General features: G+C 72.2%; 24 protein-coding genes. 15 read left to right on the plus strand and 9 right to left on the minus strand.

Annotated features, from left to right (window positions below; all coding sequences use genetic code 11):
- Positions 1-66: 66 nt before the first annotated feature.
- The 3 genes from secG (at position 67) to QQX10_RS00015 (ending at position 1102) form a co-directional block, all read left to right on the plus strand.
- A complete protein-coding gene (gene secG, locus QQX10_RS00005) occupies positions 67-312 on the plus strand; it encodes a preprotein translocase subunit SecG (protein WP_301144130.1) in 246 nt (81 codons plus the stop codon).
- 18 nt (positions 313-330) lie between these two features.
- Positions 331-693: an RNA polymerase-binding protein RbpA gene (locus QQX10_RS00010; RefSeq protein ID WP_301144131.1), complete on the plus strand. Its 363-nt coding sequence runs from the start codon at positions 331-333 to the stop codon at positions 691-693.
- Positions 694-820: 127 nt separating this feature from the next.
- Positions 821-1102 carry a SelT/SelW/SelH family protein gene (locus QQX10_RS00015; RefSeq protein WP_301144132.1) on the plus strand — a complete coding sequence of 94 codons (282 nt, stop codon included), beginning with the start codon at positions 821-823 and terminating at the stop codon, positions 1100-1102.
- 130 nt (positions 1103-1232) lie between these two features.
- Here QQX10_RS00015 and pgl read toward each other — a convergent pair whose 3' ends face one another.
- The 4 genes from pgl to tkt form a co-directional block, all read right to left on the minus strand.
- Complete coding sequence (pgl, locus tag QQX10_RS00020) at positions 1233-1955, minus strand: 6-phosphogluconolactonase (protein WP_301144133.1); 723 nt, start codon at positions 1953-1955, stop codon at positions 1233-1235.
- Positions 1952-2872 (minus strand): glucose-6-phosphate dehydrogenase assembly protein OpcA, encoded by a 921-nt coding sequence (locus QQX10_RS00025; protein WP_301144134.1) that lies wholly within the window; start codon positions 2870-2872, stop codon positions 1952-1954. Before QQX10_RS00025 ends, pgl begins: the two co-directional genes overlap by 4 nt.
- Positions 2869-4386, minus strand: a complete 1518-nt coding sequence (gene zwf, locus QQX10_RS00030; protein ID WP_301144135.1) for a glucose-6-phosphate dehydrogenase — start codon at positions 4384-4386, stop codon at positions 2869-2871. The genes QQX10_RS00025 and zwf overlap by 4 nt, the downstream gene beginning before the upstream one ends.
- Before the next feature lie 135 nt (positions 4387-4521).
- On the minus strand, positions 4522-6585 hold the full coding sequence (gene tkt / locus QQX10_RS00035; RefSeq protein WP_301144136.1) for a transketolase: 2064 nt from the start codon (positions 6583-6585) through the stop codon (positions 4522-4524).
- A gap of 180 nt (positions 6586-6765) precedes the next feature.
- Between tkt and QQX10_RS00040 the strand changes: the two genes are divergently transcribed.
- The 11 genes from QQX10_RS00040 (at position 6766) to der (ending at position 16046) form a co-directional block, all read left to right on the plus strand.
- Positions 6766-7722, plus strand: coding sequence for a heme o synthase (locus QQX10_RS00040; RefSeq protein ID WP_436968536.1), 957 nt, complete (start codon positions 6766-6768; stop codon positions 7720-7722).
- 1 nt (position 7723) lies between these two features.
- Complete coding sequence (locus tag QQX10_RS00045) at positions 7724-8641, plus strand: site-specific tyrosine recombinase XerD (RefSeq protein ID WP_301144137.1); 918 nt, start codon at positions 7724-7726, stop codon at positions 8639-8641.
- 32 nt (positions 8642-8673) lie between these two features.
- Complete coding sequence (locus QQX10_RS00050; RefSeq protein ID WP_301144138.1) at positions 8674-9489, plus strand: ParA family protein; 816 nt, start codon at positions 8674-8676, stop codon at positions 9487-9489.
- Between the two features lies 1 nt (position 9490).
- On the plus strand, positions 9491-10336 hold the full coding sequence (locus QQX10_RS00055; protein ID WP_301144139.1) for a segregation and condensation protein A: 846 nt from the start codon (positions 9491-9493) through the stop codon (positions 10334-10336).
- Positions 10333-10878: an SMC-Scp complex subunit ScpB gene (gene scpB, locus QQX10_RS00060; protein ID WP_301152013.1), complete on the plus strand. Its 546-nt coding sequence runs from the start codon at positions 10333-10335 to the stop codon at positions 10876-10878. Before QQX10_RS00055 ends, scpB begins: the two co-directional genes overlap by 4 nt.
- A complete protein-coding gene (locus QQX10_RS00065) occupies positions 10878-11627 on the plus strand; it encodes a pseudouridine synthase (protein ID WP_301144140.1) in 750 nt (249 codons plus the stop codon). The genes scpB and QQX10_RS00065 overlap by 1 nt, the downstream gene beginning before the upstream one ends.
- A 74-nt stretch (positions 11628-11701) precedes the next feature.
- A complete protein-coding gene (aroH, locus tag QQX10_RS00070; RefSeq protein ID WP_301144141.1) occupies positions 11702-12064 on the plus strand; it encodes a chorismate mutase in 363 nt (120 codons plus the stop codon).
- Between the two features lie 13 nt (positions 12065-12077).
- Entirely contained in the window at positions 12078-13133 is a 1056-nt protein-coding gene (locus QQX10_RS00075; protein ID WP_301144142.1) for a prephenate dehydrogenase, read from the plus strand.
- Positions 13130-13876: a (d)CMP kinase gene (gene cmk / locus QQX10_RS00080; RefSeq protein ID WP_301144143.1), complete on the plus strand. Its 747-nt coding sequence runs from the start codon at positions 13130-13132 to the stop codon at positions 13874-13876. Before QQX10_RS00075 ends, cmk begins: the two co-directional genes overlap by 4 nt.
- Complete coding sequence (locus tag QQX10_RS00085; RefSeq protein ID WP_301144144.1) at positions 13873-14571, plus strand: lysophospholipid acyltransferase family protein; 699 nt, start codon at positions 13873-13875, stop codon at positions 14569-14571. The genes cmk and QQX10_RS00085 overlap by 4 nt, the downstream gene beginning before the upstream one ends.
- Positions 14568-16046, plus strand: coding sequence for a ribosome biogenesis GTPase Der (gene der, locus QQX10_RS00090; RefSeq protein WP_301144145.1), 1479 nt, complete (start codon positions 14568-14570; stop codon positions 16044-16046). Before QQX10_RS00085 ends, der begins: the two co-directional genes overlap by 4 nt.
- Before the next feature lie 145 nt (positions 16047-16191).
- On the opposite strand, the gene QQX10_RS00095 is transcribed toward der, so the two are convergent.
- The 5 genes from QQX10_RS00095 to QQX10_RS00115 all read right to left on the minus strand — a co-directional run bounded on the left by QQX10_RS00095 (position 16192) and on the right by QQX10_RS00115 (position 21112).
- Positions 16192-17622, minus strand: a complete 1431-nt coding sequence (locus QQX10_RS00095) for an HNH endonuclease (protein WP_301144146.1) — start codon at positions 17620-17622, stop codon at positions 16192-16194.
- Between the two features lie 187 nt (positions 17623-17809).
- A complete protein-coding gene (locus tag QQX10_RS00100; protein ID WP_301144147.1) occupies positions 17810-18229 on the minus strand; it encodes a DUF1801 domain-containing protein in 420 nt (139 codons plus the stop codon).
- A 15-nt stretch (positions 18230-18244) separates the two neighbouring features.
- Positions 18245-19006 carry a glycerophosphodiester phosphodiesterase family protein gene (locus QQX10_RS00105; RefSeq protein ID WP_301144148.1) on the minus strand — a complete coding sequence of 254 codons (762 nt, stop codon included), beginning with the start codon at positions 19004-19006 and terminating at the stop codon, positions 18245-18247.
- Positions 19003-19929, minus strand: coding sequence for an alpha/beta hydrolase (locus QQX10_RS00110; protein WP_301144149.1), 927 nt, complete (start codon positions 19927-19929; stop codon positions 19003-19005). The genes QQX10_RS00105 and QQX10_RS00110 overlap by 4 nt, the downstream gene beginning before the upstream one ends.
- A 40-nt stretch (positions 19930-19969) precedes the next feature.
- A complete protein-coding gene (locus QQX10_RS00115; protein ID WP_301144150.1) occupies positions 19970-21112 on the minus strand; it encodes a pyroglutamyl-peptidase I in 1143 nt (380 codons plus the stop codon).
- A 135-nt stretch (positions 21113-21247) separates the two neighbouring features.
- On the opposite strand from QQX10_RS00115, the gene QQX10_RS00120 reads away from it, so the two are divergent.
- Positions 21248-22465: a substrate-binding domain-containing protein gene (locus tag QQX10_RS00120; protein WP_301144151.1), complete on the plus strand. Its 1218-nt coding sequence runs from the start codon at positions 21248-21250 to the stop codon at positions 22463-22465.
- Positions 22466-22472 lie beyond the last annotated feature (7 nt).

Genomic DNA, 22472 nt, shown 5'->3' on the forward strand with positions numbered 1-22472 from the left:
GGGCCCCCCCCCCGGCCCCCCCCGGTCGCGTACACTTGAAGCCGCTCAACATCGTCTGGGAGAACCGTGACCATCCTCACCACCATCCTCTGGGTCCTGCTCGTCGTGACCTCGCTGCTGATCATCACCCTCGTGCTCATCCACCGGGGTCGTGGCGGCGGCATCACCGACATGTTCGGTGGCGGCATCGCCTCGGGCATCCAGTCCTCGGCGGTCGGTGAGAGGAACCTCTCGCGCATCACGTGGGCCACAGGCATCGCCTGGGGCATGATCGTGGTGCTGCTCGGTCTCGTCTCCCGCTTTTCTGTCTAACCAACGGAGGTAGATCCCATGGCAGGGGGCAACGCCATCCGAGGCTCGCGCGTCGGCGCAGGGCCCATGGGCGAGGACGAGCGCGGCGAGTCCGCGCCTCGCCAGGTCGTCTCGTACTACTGCGCGCGGGGTCACGTGACCTCGCCCAGCTTCGCCACCGGCGAGGACCAGGAGATCCCGGTCGAGTGGGACTGCCCGCGCTGCGGGCTCCCCGCCGGCCTGGACCAGGCGAACCCGCCTGAGCCCATCCGGAACGAGCCGTACAAGACGCATCTCGCGTATGTGAAGGAGCGTCGCACGGATGAGGAGGGCGCGGCCCTTCTCGACGAGGCGCTCACCTCGCTCCGCGTCCGTCGCGGCGACACCGTCGCCGCGGACTGACCGCACGCGTGCCAGGGCCGCGGCTCCCGATCGGGAGCCGCGGCCCTGACGCGTGTCCGGGGACGATGTGGGGATCAGGAATGTTGGGACGCGTCCGGGGGTTGTCCCGGCGACGGAAGGAGCATCCATGCTGATCGAGATCGAGTACTGCGTGCCCTGCGGCTACCTGCCGCGCGCGACGGAGGCCCAGACGCGCCTGCTGGAGGAGTTCGGCAACGCGATCGACGGCGTCACCCTGAAGACCGGCCGCAAGGGCGTGTTCACGTTCCGCGCGGACGGCGAGGAGATCTACGCGAAGCCCGCAGAGTTCGACATCGACGGGATCGTCGCGACGGTCCGGGGCCTGCTCCCGGAGCAGCCGGGGGTGCAGGCCGAGGGCCGCGACCTGCTGATGGGCAAGCGTCACTGACCTCACCCCCACGGACGCTCCGCACGGATGTGGTGCTGACACGCCGGTCATCGGCGCCGATCGTGGGTCGGCCGTCGGCGTGTCGCGGAGGGTTCCGTGCGTGCTGTCCCGTGGGCGGGCGCCCGGGCCCTCAGACCTTCGCGACGGCCTCGGCGTCCACGAGCCACAGGGTCTCGGCTGAGCCTCGCACCGCCGCCGCGGGCAGCGACAGGTCGCCGTGCAGGGCGCGTGCGACCACGTCGGCCTTCGCGGCGCCCGCGGCCACCACCCACACGCGCTTGGCGCGGCGGATGGACTCCAGGGACAGCGAGACGCGCGTCGGCGGCGGCTTGGGGGAGTCGTGGACCGGCAGCGCCTCGACGCCGCGCACCTCGTAGCCCGGATGGCCCGGGAACAGCGAGGCGACGTGACCGTCGGGTCCCATGCCGAGCATCAGGACGTCCCACGCGGGAACGCCCGCGGACGCGATCTGGTCCGCGTAGGCCGTTGCGGCCTCCTCGACCGAGCCGAACGCGTCCGACGCGCCCATCCGGTGGATGTTCTCCTCGGGCAGCGGCAGGCTCCCCAGCAGCGCCGCCTGGGCCTGCCCCTCGTTGCGGTCGGGGTCGCCGGCGGGCACGAACCTCTCGTCGCCCCACCAGGCGTGGACCGAGGTCCAGTCGATCTGGCGGGCGAGGGGGGACGCGGCGGCGGACTCGAGGGTCGCGATGCCCACCGTGCCGCCCGTGAGCACCACGTCGGCGCGGTCCTGCACGGTGAGCGTGTCGATGATCGCGAGCAGCAGACGGGCGGCCGTGGCCTCGGCGACGGCGCCGGCGTCGGTGTGGACCACCACCCGGGTCGGGGCGGTCACAGCGAGACCACCATCTGCCCCGCGAAGGCCTCGAGCACCTCGCCGTAGACGTCGTCGGAGTCGAGCCTGCGGAGCTCCTCCGCCAGCGTGTCCTCGAGCGACCGCGCCGGAAGCGCGATCACGTGGTCGGGCTGACCGGGCTGCGAGATGGTCGCGTTGTGGCCGTCCGGACGCGCGATCGAGACGGGCCCGGACGGGGTCTCGAGGATGATGTGCTGCAGGGCGGAGACGGACGCGTCGTAGGTCGCCTCGATCTCGCAGCCGAGCGTGTGCTTGAGCCAGGCCCCGAGCATGAGGATCGAGGGGCTGTTCATGTCGCCGTGGATCCGCGCGAGCGAGACCTCGGGCACCCGCACCTGGTCGAGGGCGGAGGCCAGCAGCGCGCGCCAGCGGGTGAGGCGGGCCCACGCGAGGTCGGTGTCGCCCGGCTTGTAGCACTTCGCCAGGTGGAGGAGCGTGCCGGCGGGGTCGGTCTCGCCCTTGCTGTCCGTGATGCGGCGCTGCGCCATCCGGCCCAGCTCGAGCCGCGACATGTTCTCGGGCACGCCTGCGGGCCACCACACCACGATGGGGGCGTCCGGCAGCAGCAGCGGGGTCACGAGCGTGTCGTCGTGGCCGATCTGCTCGCCGCTGGGACGCAGCAGGATCACCTCGGAGGCGCCCGCGTCGCCGCCGACGCGGATCTCCGCGTCCAGCCGCGCCTCGGACGCCTCGCCCGGGGCGATCACGATGATCCGGCAGGGGTGCTCGCGCGAGGCCACGTTCGCGGTGGCGATCGCCTGCTCCGCGTCGGCGCCGGAGGCGTCGATCACGAGGGTCATGACGCGGGCGAGCGTGATCACGCCGCCCTCCTTGCGGGACTCCACGAGCGCCTTGTTGATCGCGCCGGTGGTGGTGTCGGGCATCTCGATGATCATGGGCGCCTCCAGGCACGTCCGTCACGGGCCATCATCTGGTCGGAGCCCGCGGGGCCCCACGTGCCGGAGCGGTACTGCTCCGGCTGGCCCTGGGTCTCCCAGAAGTCGGTGATCGGGTCGAGGATCTTCCAGGAGAGAGCGACCTCCTCCTGGCGGGGGAACAGCGGCGGGTCGCCCAGCAGCACGTCGAGGATCAGGCGCTCGTACGCCTCTGGCGAGCTCTCGGTGAAGGCGTTGCCGTACGCGAAGTCCATGGTGACGTCGCGCACCTCCATGGTGGTGCCGGGGACCTTCGAGCCGAAGCGCAGCGTCACGCCCTCGTCGGGCTGCACGCGGATCACGAGCGCGTTCGAGCCGGTGTCGCCGCCGGAGATCTCCTGGAAGTAGGGCGACGGCGCCTTCTTGAAGACCAGCGCGATCTCGGTGACGCGGCGGCCCAGCCGCTTGCCCGCCCGCAGGTAGAACGGCGTGCCGGCCCATCGGCGGTTCGGCACCTCGAGCTTGATGGCGGCATAGGTCTCGGTGATGGAGTCGGGGGAGATGCCGTCCTCGTCGAGGAAGCCGCCCACCTGCTCGCCGCCGCGCCAGCCGGCCGCGTACTGACCGCGCGCGGTGCCCTCGCCGAGGTCCTCGGGGAGCACCGTGGAGCGCAGCACCTTCTCCTTCTCCATGCGCAGGTCGTCGGCCTCGAAGGAGGCGGGCTCCTCCATGGCGGTGAGGGCGAAGAGCTGGAGAAGGTGGTTCTGGATCACGTCGCGGGCGGTGCCGATGCCGTCGAAGTAGCCGGCGCGCGAGCCGATGCCGATGTCCTCGGCCATGGTGATCTGCACGTGGTCGACGTACTGGGCGTTCCAGATGGGCTCGAACAGCTGGTTCGCGAAGCGCAGCGCGAGCAGGTTCTGGACCGTCTCCTTGCCCAGGTAGTGGTCGATGCGGAACACCGAGTCGGGCGGGAACACGTCGGAGACCACGGCGTCGAGCCGCTCCGCCGACTCGAGGTCGTGCCCGAACGGCTTCTCGATCACCACCCGGCGCCAGGTGTCCTCCTTGGGCGCGGACAGCCCGGACTCGCGCAGCTGCGTGACCACCTGGGGGAAGGCCGACGGCGGGATCGAGAGGTAGAACGCGTGGTTGCCCCCGGTACCCCGCTCACGGTCGAGGTCCTCGACCGTCTGGCGCAGCCGCTGGAACGCCTCGGGGTCGTCGAAGGTGCCCTGCACGAAGCGGATGCCCTCGGCGAGCTGCTGCCACGTCTCCTCGCGGAAGGGCGTGCGGGCGTGCTTCTTGACGGAGTCGTGCACCACCTGCGCGAAGTCCTGCTCGTCCCAGTCGCGGCGGGCGAAGCCGGTGAGGGCGAAGGCGGGCGGCAGGAGGCCGCGGTTGGCGAGGTCGTAGACCGCCGGCATCAGCTTCTTGCGGGCCAGGTCGCCGGTGACGCCGAACATGACGAGGCCGCAGGAGCCCGCGATGCGGGGAAGCCGGCGATCCCGGGGATCGCGCAACGGATTGTTCACAGTGGGACCTTCCCTGGGGGACGAGGAGAGGGGTCGCGACAGCGCTCGGTCCATCCTACGGCGCGGCCGACCGTCGCCGGGACGCAGGAAGGGGGCCCCGCGAGGGACCCCCTTCCTGGGACGATGCGGGGCGTCTCAGCCCGCGGCGGCGATGCTCTCGCGTGCCTGGGCCGCGACGTTCTCCGCGGTGAAGCCGTACTTCTTGAGCAGCAGGCCGCCCGCGGCGGACTCGCCGAAGTGGTCGACGCCGACGACGCGACCGGCATCGCCGACGACCTCGCGCCAGCCCAGCGGGGAGCCCGCCTCGACCGACACGCGGGCCTTGAGCCCGGCGGGGATGACCGACTCGCGGTACTCCGCGGTCTGGCGAGCGAAGCGCTCGAGCGACGGCGCGGAGACCACGCGGGCCTTGACGCCGTCGGCCGCGAGCAGGTCGCGCGCGCCGAGCGCCACCGCGACCTCGGAGCCGGTGGCGATGAGCACCACGTCGGCGTCCTCGTGCCCGCCCGCGAGGACGTAGGCGCCCTTGTCGACGCCGTCCGCGGAGGTGCCCTCGAGCACCGGGAGGTTCTGGCGCGACAGGATGATCGCCGAGGGGCGGTCGGTCGTCTCGAGGATCGCCTTCCACGCGAAGGCGGTCTCGTTGGCGTCCGCGGGGCGGATCACGTCGAGGCCCGGGATCGCGCGCAGGGTGGCGACGTGCTCGATCGGCTGGTGCGTGGGGCCGTCCTCTCCCAGGCCCACCGAGTCGTGGGTCCACACGAACGTGGTCGGGATCTGCATCAGCGCGGCGAGGCGGACCGCGGGGCGCATGTAGTCGGAGAACACCAGGAAGGTGCCGCCGTAGGTGCGCGTGAGGCCGTGCAGCGTGATGCCGTTGAGGATGGTGCCCATGCCGAACTCGCGGATGCCGAAGTGCAGCGTGCGGCCGTACCACTGGCCGTCCGGGAACGAGTGCGTGGAGCGGCGGGGCGGGAGGAACGAGGGCTCGCCGTCCATGGTGGTGTTGTTCGAGCCCGCGAGGTCGGCGGAGCCTCCCCAGAGCTCGGGCAGCACGGGCGCGAGGGCGGTCAGCACCTTGCCGGACGCCGAGCGGGTCGCGACGGAGGCGCCCGGCTCGAACGCGGGCAGCGCGGTCTCCCATCCCTCGGGAAGCTCGCGGTTCACGAGGCGGGCGAGGAGGGCGGCGCGCTCGGGGTTCTCGGCCTCCCAGCGCGAGAAGCCGGCGTTCCACTCGGAGTGGGCCGCCTGGCCGCGCTCCTTGACCTGCTGCATGTGGGCGAGGATCTCGGGCTCGACGACGAAGGACTGCTCCGGGTCGAAGCCGAGCACCTCCTTGAGGCCCGCCACCTCGGCGGCGCCCAGCGCGGAGCCGTGGACCCCGCCCGAGTTCTGCTTGGTGGGCGAGGGCCAGCCGATGATGGTCGACAGCCGGATGAACGAGGGCTTGCCGGTCTCGGCCTTGGCGGCCTCGATGGCCGCGTAGAGAGCCTCGGGGTCCTCCTGGTAGCCGTCCTCGGTGATCCAGTTCACGTGCTGGGTGTGCCAGCCGTAGGCCTCGTAGCGTGCGACGACGTCCTCGGTGAAGGAGATGTCGGTCTCGTGCTCGATCGAGATGCGGTTGTCGTCCCAGATCACGACCAGGTTGCCGAGCTCCTGGGTGCCCGCGAGGGCCGATGCCTCGTGCGAGACGCCCTCCTGGAGGTCACCGTCGCCCGCGATCACGTAGACGAAGTGGTCGAACGGCGACTCGCCGGGGGCGGCGTCGGGGTCGAGCAGGCCGCGCTCGCGACGGGCGGCCATGGCCATGCCGACCGAGGATGCGATGCCGGTGCCCAGCGGGCCGGTGGTGATCTCGACGCCGTCGGTGTGGCCGTACTCGGGGTGGCCGGGGGTGAGCGAGTTCTCGGTGCGCAGCGCCTTGAGGTCGTCGAGCGACAGCTGGTAGCCGGACGCGAACAGCTGCAGGTAGAGCGTCAGCGACGAGTGGCCGGCGGACAGGACGAACCGGTCGCGGCCCAGCCAGTGCGAGTCGGACGGGTCGTGCCGCATCACGTTCTGGAACAGCAGGTACGCGGCGGGCGCGAGCGAGATCGCGGTGCCGGGGTGGCCGTTTCCGACCTTCTCCACGGCGTCGGCGGCGAGGACTCGGAGGGTGTCGACCGCGCGGCGGTCGGCATCGGTCCAATTGATGGTCACAGGGGTCTCCCTTGACGTGGCTCGGGGTGGCTGACGGGGCCAGCCTACCCGGGTCGCGCCCGTGAGGCGCGCCGTTTGTCGAGCGTTAACATTCCGACACCCGGATGCAACCGCTTCCGGTCGGCGCGGGCTGCGGGCGAGGCGGGCGGGGAGGACCTAGGTCACGGCTAGACTGTGCTCATGCCGTCCGTCGCCACCGAGGCCCATGCGCCCGTGCCCGCGCTGACCGGACGCGCGACGGCGATGCGCCGGCTGAAGGCGTACGTCGCCCTCACCAAGCCGCGGATCATCGAGCTGCTGCTCGTCACGACGGTGCCCACCATGGTGCTGGCGGCCGACGGGTGGCCGTCGCTCGGGCTGCTGCTCGGCACCCTCGTGGGCGGCGCGCTGTCCGCGGGCGGCGCCAACGCGTTCAACAGCTACCTCGACCGCGACATCGACGCGGTGATGAAGCGCACGAGCCGCCGACCGCTGGTGACGGGGGAGGTGAGCCCGCGCGCCGCGCTCGTCTTCGCGTGGACGCTCTCGGTGGTCTCGACGCTGTGGTTCTGGCTCGTGGTCGGATCCCCGCTCGCCGCGGTGCTCTCGGTGCTCGCGATCGTCGGTTACGTCGTGGTCTACACGATGCTGCTCAAGCGCCGCACCGCGCAGAACATCGTCTGGGGAGGCGCCGCGGGCTGCATGCCGGTGCTGATCGGCTGGGCCGCCGTCACGCAGTCGCTGTCGTGGACGCCGGTGCTGCTGTTCCTCATCATCTTCTTCTGGACGCCGCCGCACTACTGGCCGCTGTCGATGAAGTTCAAGGGCGACTACGAGAACGCCCGCGTGCCGATGCTCCCGGTGATCGCGCCCACCCGCAAGGTCGCGTTCGAGATGATCGCGTACGCGATCGCCATGGTGGCGACCACCGTCGCCCTCGCCTGGGTCGCGGACATGACGTGGATCTACCTGGGCGTCGCCGCCGCGGCGGGCGCCTGGTTCCTCTGGGGGACCGTGTCGCTCTACCGCCGCGCCCGCTCCGGCGCCGACCGGCTCAAGGAGATGCGCCTCTTCCACGCGTCGATCACGTACCTGACGCTCGTCTTCGCCGCCATCCTCGTGGATCCGTTCATCACCGACGTGCTCTCGGTCCGCTGACATGCTCGGGCGGCAGCGCGACGCCTACCTGGCGCACGTCACCGTCGAGCGCGGGCTCAGCACCAACACGGTCGCGGCGTACCGCCGCGACCTGGACCGCTACGCGGCCTTCCTCGACAGCCGCGGGGTCGACGACCTCGCCCGGGCCACCGCCTCCGACGTCGCCGCGTTCGCCGAGGCGATCGGCACCGGCTCCGACGGCCGTCGCGCGCTGGCGCCCGCATCGTCCTCCCGGACGGTGATCGCCGTGCGCGGATGGCACCGCTTCGCGGTGCTCGAGGGGTGGACGCAGCAGGACCCCGCCGCGGGGGTGAAGCCGCGCGCGGTGCCGAAGCGGCTCCCCAAGGCCATCTCGACCGACCAGATCGGGGCGATCCTGGACGCCGCCGGCACCGGCGAGGGCGTGGCGCCGCTGCGTGATCGGGCGCTGCTCGAGCTGGTCTACGCGACGGGCGCGCGCATCTCCGAGGCCGTCGGCCTCGACGTCGACGACGTGGTCCTCGAGCCCGGCGAGGAGAGCGTGCTGCTGCGCGGCAAGGGCCGCAAGGAGCGCATCGTCCCGCTGGGCGGCTACGCCGCACGCGAGATCGGGGCCTACCTGGTGCGCGCGCGGGCGCCGCTCGCGCAGGCCGGGCGAGGGACCCCCGCGCTGTTCCTGAACGCGCGCGGCGGGCGCCTGTCGCGCCAGTCGGCCTGGACCATCCTGCGTGCCGCGGCCGAGCGCGCGGGGGTCGAGGGAGTGTCGCCGCACACGCTCCGCCACTCGTTCGCGACGCACCTGCTGTCCGGCGGTGCCGACGTCAGGGTCGTGCAGGAGCTGCTCGGCCACGCCTCCGTGACCACCACCCAGATCTACACGCTGGTCACCCGCGACAGCCTCCGCGAGGTCTACGCGGCGACCCACCCGCGCGCCCGCTGAGCGGTCGCTACCAGCGGCGGTAAGGTTGGCGCGTGACCGACTTCCCCGCCCCTGCGACCCTGTCCGGCCATGGTCCCGCGCGCGTCGTCGCGCTGTGCAACCAGAAGGGCGGCGTGGGGAAGACCACCACCTCCGTGAACCTCGCCGCAGCGCTCGCCGAGTACGGGCGCCGCGTCCTCATCATCGATTTCGACCCGCAGGGCGCCGCCTCGGCGGCGCTCGGGATCAACGCGGACTCGCTCGAGAGCACCGTCTACAACCTGCTGATGGAGACGGGGGTCGCGACGCGCGACGTGATCCTCCCGACGCAGGTGGAGGGCCTCGACCTGCTCCCGGCCAACATCGACCTGTCGGCGGCGGAGGTGCAGCTCGTGGGCGAGGTGGCGCGCGAGAGCGCGCTGGCCAGGTCGCTCCGTCCCGTGCTCGATGACTACGACGCAGTCCTCATCGACTGCCAGCCGTCGCTCGGGCTCCTCACCGTCAACGCGCTCGTCGCGGCGCACGGCGTGGTGATCCCGCTCGCCGCGGAGTACTTCGCGATGCGCGGCGTCAAGCTGCTCGTGGACACCATCAGCAAGGTGCAGGACCGCCTCAACCCGCGGCTCACCATCGACGCGATCGTGCCGACGCTCTACGACGGCCGCACCCTTCACGCCCAGGAGGTCGTCGAGCGCGTGCGCGACGCCTTCGGGGACCGCGTGACCGACACCATGATCCACCGGACGGTGAAGTTCCCCGACGCGACCGTGGCCGCCGAGCCCATCACCACCTTCGCCCCGTCCCACGCGGGCGCGCAGGCCTACCGGCAGCTCGCTCGCGAGCTCGTGGCGCGCGGGGTCGCCGCCTAGCGTGACGGCCGAGCTCGCGGCGGAGGGCCCGAAGGGCTTCGAGGTCCACCTCGACAACTTCGAGGGACCCTTCGACCTGCTGCTCAGCCTCATCTCCAAGCACCAGCTTGAGATCACGGAGGTCGCGCTCGCCCGCGTCACGGACGAGTTCCTCGCGACCATCGCCGCGTGGGAGAGCGACTGGGACCTGTCGCAGGCCTCGGAGTTCCTGGTGGTCGCCGCCACGCTGCTCGACCTCAAGGCCGCGCGGCTGCTCCCGCAGGGCGAGGTCGACGACCTGGAGGACCTCGAGCTGCTCGAGGCGCGCGACCTGCTGTTCGCGCGGCTGCTCCAGTACCGCGCCTTCAAGCAGGCGTCGGGGGAGTTCGCGGCCATGCTCGAGGCGCCGCGTCGGGTGCCGCGCGACGTGCCGCTCGAGCCGCAGTTCGCGATGCTGCTCCCGGAGCTGGTGTGGACGGCGACCCCGGATCTGCTGGCGCAGCTCGCGGCGCATGCGCTGCAGCCCAAGGCGGCGCCGGCGGTGAGCATCGCGCACCTGCACAACCCCGCCGTGAGCGTGCGCGAGCAGGCGGCCGTGATCACGGGCCGGCTGCAGCGCGAGGGCGCGGTCAGCTTCCGCTCGCTGGTGAACGATGCGGGGCACGTCAGCGTGGTGGTCGCGCGGTTCCTCGCGCTGCTCGAGCTGTTCCGTGAGGCCGTGGTGGCCTTCGATCAGGTACGCTCCCTCGGCGAGCTCACGGTCCGCTGGACCGGAGGCGACATCTCCGTGGAGGTGTCCGCGGAGTTCGACGAGGACGATGCGCTGGGGGTCGCGCGCGCGGCGGATCAGGGCGAGGAGGACAGGTGACCGACACGAGGGTGAGGGGAGCGCTCGAGGCGGTGCTGATGGTGGTCGACGAGCCCGTCGCCGCCGCCGATCTCGCGGTGGCGCTCGACGTTCCCGAGCCGGAGGTGCGTTCCGCCCTCGAGGCGATGCGCGACGAGTACGCCGACCCGGACGCGCCGCGCGGCTTCGAGCTCCGGGAGGTCGACGGCGGCTGGCGCATCTACTCGTCCCGGCTGTTCGCGGACGTCGTCGGCAGGTTCGTCGTCGACGGCCAGTCGGCGCGGCTGTCCCAGGCGGCTCTCGAGACCCTCGCCGTGGTGGCGTACCGCCAGCCGGTGACCCGCGGGCAGGTCTCCCAGATCCGTGGCGTCAACGTCGACTCCGTCATGAAGACGCTCGCCGCGCGCGGGCTGGTCACCGAGGTCGGCGAGCTGGGCGGCGCCCTGCTCTACGGCACCAGCACGGAGTTCCTCGAGCGGATGGGCCTGTCCTCGCTCGACGATCTGCCGCCGCTCGCGCCGTACCTGCCCGACCTCGCCGATATCGACGGGGAGGGACGCTGATGGCCGAGCTCGAGATCCACCGCCCGGAGGGCGTGCGGCTCCAGAAGGTGCTCGCGGCGGCGGGCGTGGGCTCCCGTCGCAAGTGCGAGGACCTGATCGAGGCAGGTCGGGTGACGGTCGACGGCCAGATCGTGGACCAGCTCGGTGTGCGCGTGGACCCCGACGAGGTGGTCATCGAGGTCGACGGCGAACGCATCAGCGTCGACGCGAACCACGTGACGGTGGTGCTCAACAAGCCCTTCGGCGTCGTGTCCACCATGAGCGACCCGCAGGGCCGGCCCGCGCTCGACACGTTCGTCGAGAAGTACGACCAGCGTCTGTTCCACGTCGGGCGCCTCGACGCCGAGACCACGGGGCTGCTCCTGCTGACCAACGACGGCGAGCTGGCGAACCGCCTCGCTCACCCGACCCACGGCGTCGAGAAGATCTACGTCGCGAAGGTGCGGGGGCGCATGACCAAGGCGCAGTGCACGCTGCTCAAGTCGGGCGTCGATCTCGACGACGGCCCCGTGCGCGCCACGGACTGCGTCATCCTCGACACGGCGAAGGACTCCACGCTGGTCCAGGTGTCCCTCCACGAGGGTCGCAACCGCATCGTCCGTCGCATGCTCGACAAGGTCGGCCATCCCGTGCTCGAGCTGGTGCGCACCCAGTTCGGCCCGATCCGACTCGGCGTGATGGCGCCCGGTGAGCTGCGCGAGCTGACACCCGCCGAGGTGGGCAAGCTCATGCACATCGCGGGCCTCTGAGGTCGACGCCCCGGACCTCCGGGGGACCACCGCGACCGCCGGAGGGTCGCCCCGGTGCCGATACGATGGTCGCCATGACCACCCGAGCGATCCGTGGCGCCATCACGATTGACCGCGACGAGCGCGAGCACCTCCACGAGCGCACCCGCGAGCTGGTCGCGGCGATCATGCGGGAGAACGACCTCACGACGGACGACGTCATCTCGGTGATCTTCACCTGCACCCCCGACATCGTCAGCGACTTCCCGGCGGCCGCCGCGCGCGAGATGGGCTTCGGAGCGGTCCCGCTGATGTGCGCCCAGGAGATGCCCGTGCCCGGCGCGCTGCCCCTGGTGGTGCGGCTGATGATGCACGCGGAGACCGACCGGGCGCGCGACCGGATCGTCCACGTCTACCTCCGCGGGGCGGTCGCGCTGCGGCGCGACCTCGCGCAGTAGGAGAGACGGCGGCATGAGCGACACGCTGCCCCGCACCCACATCGTCGGTGCGGGACTCATCGGAGCGAGCATCGGCATCGGCCTGTCCGCCGAAGGCTGGCCCGTCACCATCGCGGACGCCGACGCCCAGGCGGAGGCCCTCGCCCGATCGATCGGGGCCGGGGGCCCGCTCGGGGACCACGCGCCGGACCTGGTGATCGTGGCGACGCCGCCCTCGGTCGCCGGCGCGGTGGTGGTCCACGCGCTGCAGGCCTGGCCCGGGGCCGTCGTCACGGACGTCGCGAGCGTGAAGGCGCCCATCGCCGAGGCGGCCGACGCCACGGGCCACGGCGCTCGGTACGTCGGCTCGCACCCGATGGCGGGCCGGGAGCTGTCGGGAGGGCTCGCGGCGCAGGGAGACCTGTTCAAGGCGCGTCCCTGGGTGATCTGCCCGAACGGCGCCGCCGCGGCGGCCGTCGAGCTGGTGCTGCGCGTCCCTGCGGCCCTGCAGTGCGACGTCGTGACCATGGAGGCGCCGGCGCACGATGCGGCGGTCGCCCGCGTGTCGCACGCGCCGCAGGTGGCCGCGTCCGCGGTGGCGGCGGCGCTCGGCGCCCTGCACTCCGACGATGTCGCGCTCGCCGGGCAGGGCCTGCGCGACGTGACCAGGATCGCGGGTTCCGCGCCGGGCATGTGGGCGGACATCGCCCGCCTCAACCGCGGACACCTGGTCGAGACGCTCGACCACATCATCGCCGACCTCGAGGACCTGCGTGAGTCGGACGACATCGGCGAGGCCGTCACCGATCTCATCGAGCGCGGCCGCTTCGAGGTCGCGCGCATCCCGGGCAAGCACGGCGGCGCGACCCGCGACTGGGCGGGCGTCACCGTGATCGTCCCCGACGAGCCGGGCCACCTGCTCAAGCTGCTCGGCGACACGGCGCAGGTCGACGTGAACGTCGAGGACATCACCATCGAGCACTCGCCGCGGCAGCCGGTGGGACTCACGACGCTCTACGTGCTGCCCTCCCGCGCCGCCGAGCTCGTGGCCGCGCTCGAGAGTCAAGGTTGGGAGATCGCCGCATCATGACCGGAGTGTCCGTCGCCATCGATGGTCCCGCGGGGACCGGGAAGTCCACCGTCGCGCGCGAGGTCGCGCGACGCCTCCGCCTCGCCTACTTCGACACCGGCGCCACGTATCGCGTCGGGACGCTCTGGTGCATGCGCGAGGGTGTCGACCTCGCGAACCAGGACGACGTCGCCGCGATGGTCGAGACCATGAACGTCTCGATGGTGCTCGACCCGCGCAACCCCCGCGTGATCCTCGAGGACGACGACGTCACCTCGCTGATCCGCTCCGACACGGTCGCGCTGACGGTCTCGAAGGTGGCGACCAACCTGGAGGCGCGCGCCGCGCTCGGCCAGTGGCAGCGTGACGTCATCGCGGCGGAGGTCGCGGGCGGCTTCTCCGAGGGTCGCGGCGTCGTGACCGAGGGTCGCGACATCACCACGGTGATCGCGCCCGACGCGGACGTCCGCATCCTGATGACGGCGGACGAGGAGGTGCGCGTCGCCCGGCGCGCCGGCGAGGGTGCCGACGCCGCCACCGTGCGGGAGGCCGTGCTCGGACGGGACAAGAAGGACGCCACCGTGGTGAACTTCCACACCGCCGCGGACGGCGTCATCACCGTGGATACCACCGACCTCACCATCGAGGAGGCGGTCCAGGCTGTCATGGACCTCGTGATCGCCGTCCGGCCCGAGCTCGCGCCCACGCCGCCCCGCATCGGCGACGCCGCGGATGCCGACGGCGCCGACGAGGGCACCGCGTGAGCCCTGCCGTCCCGTCCCGGTGGGGGCCGCGCTGGTCCCGCTGGGTGGGCAGGTTCCTCGCGCGCGTCCTCTGGCGCACCGAGGTGCGCGGCCGCGACAACGTGCCGCGCACGGGCGCCGCGATCGTGGTGTGCAACCACCTGGGCCTGATCGATGGGCCCGTGGTCCACGGCGTGATCCCGCGGGGCTCGCACTTCCTCATCCGCGTCGAGATGATGACCGGCCCGCTCGGGGGCATCCTGCGTGCCGCGCAGCAGATCACCGTCGAGGGGGCGGGTCGCGAGGCCCTCGCCCAGGGCCTCGCGGTGCTGCGGCGGGGTGACGTCATCGGCGTGTTCCCCGAGGGCACCCGTGGAGCCGGCACCGCGACGGCGGTCCACGGCGGCGCCGCGTGGCTGGCCATCCAGTCGGGAGCGCCGGTGGTGCCGACCACGATCGTGGGCACCCGTCGCACGGGCGAGTCGGTGAACATCTGGCCGCGGCCGGGACGTCGGCTGCTGGTCGCATTCGGCGAGCCGGTGGTGCTGACGCCCCCGCCGGAGGTGCGCGGCGGCAGGGCCAAGCAGGAGTGGGCGGCCGAGCGGCTCGCCGAGGCGCTGCGGCAGCAGGTGGCCCGTACCCTTGAGACGACAGACCTCGAGCTTCCGCTCGACGACCCGCGACGCGAGAATCGCGGCGGAGAGGACCAGGCATGAGCGACGAGCTCCCCGCACCCCACGAGTCGGACGCCCCCGAGTCGCTGGACGAGATCCGCGAGGCCGCGCTGCGTGCCGGCCTCGAGGAGTACGACCTCACCCCGGAGGACCTGGCGGAGCTCACCGGTGAGGCTCTTCCGGACACCGAGGAGGCGCTCCCGGTCCTCGCGATCGTGGGACGCCCCAACGTCGGCAAGTCGACCCTGGTGAACCGCATCATCGGCAAGCGGCTCGCGGTGGTCGAGGACAAGCCCGGCGTGACCCGCGACCGGGTCGCGTACCGCGCCGAGTGGGCGGGGCGCGACTTCACGCTGCTCGACACCGGCGGCTGGGAGAAGAACGTCACCGGGATCGACCTCTCGGTCGCCCAGGCCGCGGAGGCCGCGATCGAGATGGCCGACGCCGTCCTGTTCGTGGTGGACGCCATGGTGGGCGCGACCGCGACGGACGAGCAGGTGGTGCGGCTGCTGCGCAAGGCCGAGAAGCCCGTGGTGCTCGCCGCGAACAAGGTCGACGGACCGCAGGGGGAGCTCGAGGCCGCGGCGCTGTGGAACCTCGGGCTCGGCGAGCCGTACCCGATCTCCGCGCTGCACGGTCGCGGCACCGGTGACCTGCTCGATGCGGCCATGGCGGCCCTGCCGACGGAGCTTCCGCAGGTCGAGATCGCGGAGGACGCACCCCGCCGCATCGCGCTGGTGGGCCGGCCCAACGTCGGCAAGTCCTCGCTGCTCAACAAGCTCGCCGGCACCGAGCGCGTGGTCGTGAACGAGCTCGCCGGCACCACCCGCGATCCCGTCGATGAGCTGGTCGAGATCGGCGGCCGCCCGTGGATGCTGGTCGACACCGCCGGCATCCGCCGACGTGTCCACATGACCAAGGGCGCGGACTTCTACGCCTCGCTGCGGACCCAGACCGCCATCGAGCGGGCCGAGGTCGCGCTGGTGCTCCTCGACGGATCCACCCCGCTCACCGACCAGGACCTGCGCGTGGTGCAGCAGGTGGTCGACGCGGGTCGCGCCATGATCTTCGTGTTCAACAAGTGGGACCTGGTTGGCGAGGACGAGCGGTTCCTGCTCGAGCGCTCGATCGAGAAGGACATGGTCCAGCACTCCTGGGTCCCGCGCGTCAACCTCTCGGCACGCACCGGCTGGCACACCAACCGGTTGCTGCCCGCGATCGATCTGGCGCTGTCGAGCTGGGACCAGCGGATCTCGACCGGGCGTCTCAACTCGTTCCTCGGCGAGCTGGTCGCGGAGCATCCGCACCCGGTGCGCTCCGGCAAGCAGCCGAAGATCCTGTTCGCGACGCAGGCTGCCACGCGTCCGCCGCGCTTCGTGATCTTCGCCTCGGGCTTCCTCGACCCGCAGTATCGGCGGTTCATCGAGCGCCGCCTGCGGGAGAACTTCGGCTTCGAGGGCACGCCCATCCAGATCTCGGTCCGCGTGCGCGAGAAGCGGGGCAAGCCGCGCAAGTAGCGGCCGGCGGGTTCGCGAGCTCACGCCTGCGCGGCTGTCCTGCGGGGCGGCGCGACCGCATCTTCATCCGCATCGGTCGTCGAGCGCCGCATCCCGGCATGCCGCGGTGGCGCTCACCGGGTGGGGTGGCGCCGTCGGGGCGGGGTCATCTGGGTGGCGCGTGCGTCGGATGCGCGCCAGTCGTGGCCGCGGGTGTCGGCGTCCCTCCGGAGGTGGGGGTGGTTCCGGATGCCGTGGCGAGGTCGAGGTGGAGGGCGGCCCTGCCACCTTGGCGGGGGGTGCGTGCGGGGTCGACCGTGGCGGGCGGGGTGAACCACACGGCGGTATCGGTGGCGTGGACGGTCCAGCCGTCGTCGTGGATGCGGTGGTGGCATCGTGTGCAGAGCAGGACCCCGTTGGCGAGGTCGGAGCGGCCGCCGGCGGACCACGGCCGGATGTGGTGGGCGTCGCACCACGCGACGGGGGCATGACAGAACGCGCAGCCTCCGTCACGTTCGGCCAGCGCGACCCTCTGGGCGGGGGTGAAGAAGCGGCGGGCACGGCCGACGTCCAGGGGCTGGCTCGCTCCGCCCAGGACCACGGGCAGCCATCCGCTGTCGACGGCCATCGCCCGGACCTGGGACACGGTCAGCGGTGTGGAGATCGCATCGCAGGAGCCGATCCCGACTCCGGTGGTGAGGTCCTTGAGTCCGATCCGCACGACCACCGTGGTCGACACCCCTGAGCCGGGTCGGTCGCAGCGCATGCCGTGGCGTGCGAGGTCCACCAGCGCGTCGACGCGCATCCGCCCGGCCTCGCCGGGCTCGGCGCGACCGAGCCCGGCGTCACGGCGGGCGGCGAAGCCTGCCCGGACCTGGGCATCGAGCCACGCCGCTATCGGGGCGGCCGATGCGGGATCGAGTCGTCCCGACAGCGTCACCATCCCGTCGGCCTGCTCGGTCAGCGTCAGGTACCGCTGGCCCCTCATGGCCTTCTCGCGCTCCTCGTGGCGGCGGTGGTTCCACAACGCGACGACCTCCACGCACACCTTGCGGAGCTCGTCTAGCGTGAGCCGTATCGCCTTGGCGACCAGGCGAGCCTCGATCCCGTCGTCGCCACCATCGATGTCGTCCAGGGTGCGGACCACGAGCGCCGCCTTCGCCGCCGACACCGCGCCCGACGTCACCGCCGCCGCGAGGCGCGGATACCGCGGCGCGCCACCACCCGCGCCATCACCCGGCCCACCAGGGGCATCGTTCCCACCGAAGTCGGCCCCCGCATCGTCCCCTCCGCCGAGGAGCTGCCCGACCGTGATCTGGTCGTGGGCATCCCGGGTCGACCCGCCGGTGTGCTTGGCGACCAGGCGGGCCGCGTTGCGCTCACCACGTCGGCGCGCCATCCCACCCCCGGCGCCGTCGGAGCGTCGGGCGATCTCGGTGGCGAGGACCGCGGCGGGCACCTGAGCCAGCCGCACCACGCGTGCGGCCGCGGCATGGGCGCGCGCCAGCTCATCCTCGCTGAGATCCGTCACGGGCCCACCGGTGAAGGCGCGCAACGCCTCCACCGCATCCGCCACCGCTGCCAGCGAGATCTCCATGACGCCATCACATCACCAGCGTCTGACATTGATTCACGATCATCCACCCTGGTAGACATGTGAATGAAGGTGCTAGCGCGAGAGCCTGTGGACATCAGTCGACAGTCGACCCGGATGAACTGTGAGGCGGAAAGCCAGCGCGGCAGAAGAGCAGCGAGGCAGCAAGGCGGCCCAACGGGAACGACGCTCAGCGGGCCGTCGCGTCGTGGTCGCCGCGGTGGAACGTCACCTCGGCGAGGTCGGAGAGCACCTCCCGGTCGAGGTCCTCAAGCCTCTTGACGTACACGCATCCCACCCCGGTGGTGTGCGGTCCCAGGGCGCTCAGCATGGCCTCGCCCTCGGGGGAGTCGCGGAAGCCGTAGAAGGTCAGCTGCGCCTTGCGCGGGGAGAATGCGAGCGGCGGCCAGTCGCCCTGGGTCCCCGCCGCCGTCCGGTAGCGGTAGCTGCCCCAGCCGATGATCGACGGTCCCCACATCACCGGCTCGACCCCGGTCGCCTCCGTGAAGAGGGCGACCACGCGCTCGGCCTCCTCGCGCCGCCGGTCCGGCGTTACTCCGGCGATGAAGGCCTCGACGGGGACATCGGTGGGCCGCGTGTTGTTGGCCATGGCCTCAGCCTCGCACTACTCCCACAGGCCGCGCGAGACCAGCAGCTCCTTGAGCAGGTCGGCACGATCGGACACCAGCCCGTCGACGCCCATGTCGATCAGCTCGGACATCTCGGCCGGGTCGTTGATGGTCCACACGTGCACGAGCGTGTCCGCCGCGTGCGCGGCGCGCACATGGCGCGCGGTCAGCACCGTCGCGCGCCCCGCGCGCCGTGGGACCTGCAGCGCGTCGACGCGCCGCAGCGCGCGCCGCACGGGAAGCCCGACGGCGCCCTGCGAGAAGTAGGCGACCGCCTCCGAGGTGCCGGCGCTGGTCGCGACGGCGCGCGACAGCCGCCGTACCGTCGCCTCCCGTCGCCGCGTCGAGAAGGAGGCGATGCAGACCCGGTCGTGGGAGGCCGTGCGCTCGATCGCGTCGGCGATGGGGACGATGCCGGACACCGCCTTGACGTCGATGTTGACCCGGAGATCGGGCCAGGTGCCCAGCAGGTCCTCGAGCAGGGGCACGGGCTCGATCCCCCCGATGCGCGCGGTGCGCACCTCGCTCCACGGCAGGTCGGCCACGTCGCCGCGGGCATCGGTGGTCCGGTCGAGCGACGCGTCGTGGAGCGCGACGGCGACCCCGTCACGCGTGCCGTGCGCGTCGGTCTCGACGTACCGGTATCCGAGCGCGACGGCGTCCTCGAACGCCCGCATGGAGTTCTCCAGCCCGTCGAGTGAGAAGCCGCGATGGGCCAGCGCCGTGAAGCCCGGCGCGAGGTACGGGTGCGTCGTCATGCGAGCACCTGAGCGAGCCACGCGCGGACGGTGTCGAGGTACGCCGCACGTGGCACGGGGGAGGACAGGGACAGCTCGTGCACCCCGCCCTCGATCACCGCCTCCTGCACGCGGGGTCCCAGCCGGTGCGCGAGGCGGGCGATCTCCCGCACGTCGACCACGGTGTCCTGCACCTGGAGCAGTGGATTGTCCTCCTCGTCCGGCCCAGAGGTGTGGCTTCTCGCGGCGAGCACCGGGACGTCGATGGAGAGGCCGTCGCGCACGCGTGCCTGCCCCCGCTGCACCGCGGCGAGCCAGGCTGCGCGGACCGGCACGCCATCGGGGTTCTTCCATTCCGTGTCGAAGTCCCATCGGCCGCCGTTCGCGACGTGGAGATGACGCGCGTAGATCGAGGGATGGCGTCGGACGACCATGAGGGGCCGGGCGCGGGCGAGCAACGGGACGGCGCCGGTCGCGACGCGCTGGCCCCGCGTGGTCGGAGCCTTGAAGAACGGGCTGTCGAGGATCAGCCCCGCGAGCTCCGGCGCCGGCCGGTCCGCCGCCCACAGGCAGGCGGCGAGCCCTCCTGTCGAGTGCGCGTGCACCACCAAGGGCAGTCCCGGGTGGAGATCGGCCAGCGCCGCGGTGGCCGCCGCGAGGTCGTCGCCCAGCTCGTCCAGGTCCCGGACCAGGTGCGGGATGTCGCCGTCGCGAAGCGACCTGCCCGCACGTCGGAGGTCGACGGCGAGGAACGCGAGGCCTGCCTCCACGAAGAAGCGCGCGAGGTGCGTCTGGAAGAAGTAGTCGTTGTAGCCATGCACATGGAGCACCGCCGCCCGCGGCACGGCGGGACCGTTCGTCGAGCGGACCAGCGTCGCGGGGCCCAGAGGTGCCGCCTCGAAGCCCTCGAGGACGTCGGGCGACCACGCGAGCGGGGAGTCCATGATTCGATCGTGCCAGGTCAGCGGCCGAACCGGCGACAGATCAGCCGCGGCCACCGATGATCTGGTCCCAGGTCAGCGCCGGCGGCGCCGGCTCCTCCGTGCGGGGCTCGGACTCGGGCTCGGCCTCCTGGACCGGCTCAGGGGCCTCCTCGGCCGCGGCGGCGGGCTCCGGCGCGTCCATCGACGGGACGCGAGGCGCGACGTGCAGCGGCGCGGTGGCGGGTGCGGGCTCCTCCGGCGCGGCGGTCGCGGCGGCCGCGGTCGCGCGGTCGGGGAACACCACCTGGGTGAAGCTCGGCGAGTCATCGGGCTCGAGCGCGGGCGGCTCGGCTGCGGGATCCGGCTGGTAGATCGGCTCCGAGATGGGCATGAGGAACGGCTGCGTGGCGACGTCCTCGTCCTCGGGATCGAACGATGCGGGGAGCGCCTGAGCACTGGGCACAGGGACGTCCTCGGGCACGGGCGGCGCGACAACCTCCGGCTCCTGCTCCGGCTCCGGGGCCGGCATGGCGGCCGGCGCTGCCGGCGTGGACGCGCCCGCCGTCTCCTGCGCGAGGAGGATGTGCGCCGCATCGTCCCCCAGCTCCGCCATCACGGTGAGGACGACGATGCGCAGCGCCGCCGCCATCTCCTCCTCCGAGAAGGCGGGCACCTCGGGGCCGAGCCCGAGCGCCGGCGACGCGGGGAGGCGCAGGAGCCCGCTCGGCACGCCCCAGTTCATGAGCTCGCGCTGCACCTGGTAGAAGGTGTGGTTGCCGATGTAGGTGCCCGCGGAGGTCGACAGCCCGCACGGCACGCCGGCGGCGGACAGCCGCTCGACGATCGCACGGTCGGGCAGCGTGCTCCACAGGCCCGCGGGGCCGTCCTCGACGATCGGCTGGTCGACGGGCATGCTGCCGGCGTTGTCCGGCAGGGTCGCGTCGTCGAGGTTGATCGCGATGCGCTCGACCGCGACGCCGGGCAGCCCGGGCGCGGTCGCCGTCATCACCACGGCGTCCGGGATGTGCTTCGCGATGGACATCCGCAGCCGGTGCGGCGCCTCGCCGAACACCGCGGGCAGCCGCCGCGCGATCACCTCGCCCGGTCCCTCCCAGGTCCGGGCCAGCAGGTCGACGGCGTCCCAGGCGGGATTCACGGTGGCGGGCGACACGGGCTCGAAACCCGTCAGCAGGACTCGGCGCATACGTCCAGGGTACGGGCAGGCGTTCCGACACGCGGAGCCGGATCGGCTTGACGTGACGATGTCATGTCCCTAACGTGAGCCATAACCTGAATCGGGTTTCAGGTACGCAACTTTCAATGGCGAAAGGCAATCCCCATGCGTAAAGAGAAGTCGGCGCTCATCGGCGCCCTGGCCTCCTTGTCCCTCATCCTGGCGGCATGCGCCCCGACCGACGATGCGGAGCCCGCATCGTCCTCCTCCAGCTCCGCGACCGGGGAGGCTCCCGCCGCCTCGGTCACCGTCGGGCTGGTCACCAGCGAGTCGGGCCCGCTCGCGGGCTACGGCGAGCAGTACCTCGCCGGGTTCGAGGCCGGCATGGACTACGCGACCGACGGCACCGGCATGATCGACGGCACCGAGATCGTGATCGAGCACCGCGATGACGCGGGCGACGCCGACAAGGCCGTCACCGCCGCCAAGGAGCTGATCGGCGCCGGCGTCAACATCCTCGCGGGCACGGTGTCGTCGGGCGTCGCGCTCGCGCTCGCCGAGCAGGCCGCCCAGAACGAGGTGCTGTACATCTCCGGACCGGCGGCCGCGGACGCGATCACCGGGATCAACGAGTACACGTTCCGCTCGGGCCGCCAGAGCTCACAGGACGTGGCGACGGCCGGAACGTTCCTCGACGACATCTCCGGCAAGTCCGTCCTGGTCTTCGCCCAGGACACCGCCTTCGGTCAGGGCAACTTCGCCGCCGTGGACGCCATCCTCGGCGGACAGGGCGCCGAGGTGTCGTCGCTGCTGGTCGCCGAGGACATCACGGAGTTCACCACCTTCGCCCAGCAGGTCATCGATGGGTCGCCCGACCTCGTGTTCGTCGCCTGGGCGGGAGCGACCTCCGGCTCGATGTGGCAGGCGATGAGCCAGCAGGGCGTGCTCGACGCCGTCCCGGTGGTCACCGGCCTGGGTGACGTCGCGACCTACGGCGCCTACGGCGATGCGTCGGAGTCCATCTCCTTCCTCAACCACTACTTCGCCGGCGCGACCGACAACGCGGTCAACATGGCGATGGTCGAGCACATCGAGGGAGCGGGCGGCACCCCCGACCTGTTCAGCCCGGACGGCTTCAACGCCGCGCTGATGGTGGTGCAGGCCATCAAGGAGGGCGCCGGTGACGTCGACGCGATGATCGCCGCGCTCGAGGGGTACGAGTTCGAGGGCCCGAAGGGCACCATGACCGTCCGTGCCTCCGACCACGCGCTGCTCCAGGACATGTACCAGGTGAAGCTGGTCGCCGACGGCGACGCGTACATGCCCGAGCTGATCGGCACCGCGGCCGCCGCGGACGTCGCACCCGCCGAGGCCGCGGAGTAGGCCGCCG

It is taken from the genome of Demequina lignilytica (assembly GCF_030418305.1).
Lineage (GTDB): Bacteria > Actinomycetota > Actinomycetes > Actinomycetales > Demequinaceae > Demequina > Demequina lignilytica.